This window comes from Arthrobacter sp. MAHUQ-56 (assembly GCF_019710585.1).
Lineage (GTDB): Bacteria > Actinomycetota > Actinomycetes > Actinomycetales > Micrococcaceae > Arthrobacter.
The window spans coordinates 1-1,370 of record NZ_JAIFZQ010000011.1 but is presented as its reverse complement, the minus strand read 5'-3'; the positions used below and the strand labels follow the sequence as shown (position 1 = coordinate 1,370).

At 57.2% G+C, this 1,370-nt stretch carries 1 rRNA gene; it reads right to left on the bottom strand.

Annotation, left to right across the window (positions count from 1 at the left end):
- Positions 1–1,370, bottom strand: a 16S ribosomal RNA gene (locus K4G53_RS07595); the annotation flags it as partial.

Here is a 1,370-nt window from a genome sequence, read left to right as displayed (position 1 = left end):
CCTTGTTACGACTTAGTCCCAATCGCCAGTCCCACCTTCGACAGCTCCCTCCCACAAGGGGTTAGGCCACCGGCTTCGGGTGTTACCAACTTTCGTGACTTGACGGGCGGTGTGTACAAGGCCCGGGAACGTATTCACCGCAGCGTTGCTGATCTGCGATTACTAGCGACTCCGACTTCATGGGGTCGAGTTGCAGACCCCAATCCGAACTGAGACCGGCTTTTTGGGATTAGCTCCACCTCACAGTATCGCAACCCTTTGTACCGGCCATTGTAGCATGCGTGAAGCCCAAGACATAAGGGGCATGATGATTTGACGTCGTCCCCACCTTCCTCCGAGTTGACCCCGGCAGTCTCCTATGAGTCCCCGGCCGAACCGCTGGCAACATAGAACGAGGGTTGCGCTCGTTGCGGGACTTAACCCAACATCTCACGACACGAGCTGACGACAACCATGCACCACCTGTAAACCGGCCCCAAAGGGGAAACCACATTTCTGCGGCGGTCCGGTCCATGTCAAGCCTTGGTAAGGTTCTTCGCGTTGCATCGAATTAATCCGCATGCTCCGCCGCTTGTGCGGGCCCCCGTCAATTCCTTTGAGTTTTAGCCTTGCGGCCGTACTCCCCAGGCGGGGCACTTAATGCGTTAGCTACGGCGCGGAAAACGTGGAATGTCCCCCACACCTAGTGCCCAACGTTTACGGCATGGACTACCAGGGTATCTAATCCTGTTCGCTCCCCATGCTTTCGCTCCTCAGCGTCAGTTAATGCCCAGAGACCTGCCTTCGCCATCGGTGTTCCTCCTGATATCTGCGCATTTCACCGCTACACCAGGAATTCCAGTCTCCCCTACATCACTCTAGTCTGCCCGTACCCACCGCAGATCCGGAGTTGAGCCCCGGACTTTCACGGCAGACGCGACAAACCGCCTACGAGCTCTTTACGCCCAATAATTCCGGATAACGCTTGCGCCCTACGTATTACCGCGGCTGCTGGCACGTAGTTAGCCGGCGCTTCTTCTGCAGGTACCGTCACTTTCGCTTCTTCCCTACTGAAAGAGGTTTACAACCCGAAGGCCGTCATCCCTCACGCGGCGTCGCTGCATCAGGCTTGCGCCCATTGTGCAATATTCCCCACTGCTGCCTCCCGTAGGAGTCTGGGCCGTGTCTCAGTCCCAGTGTGGCCGGTCACCCTCTCAGGCCGGCTACCCGTCGTCGCCTTGGTAGGCCATTACCCCACCAACAAGCTGATAGGCCGCGAGTCCATCCAAAACCACAAAAGCTTTCCACCAACCACCATGCGATGGAAGGTCATATCCGGTATTAGACCCAGTTTCCCAGGCTTATCCCAGAGTCAAGGGCAGGTTACTCAC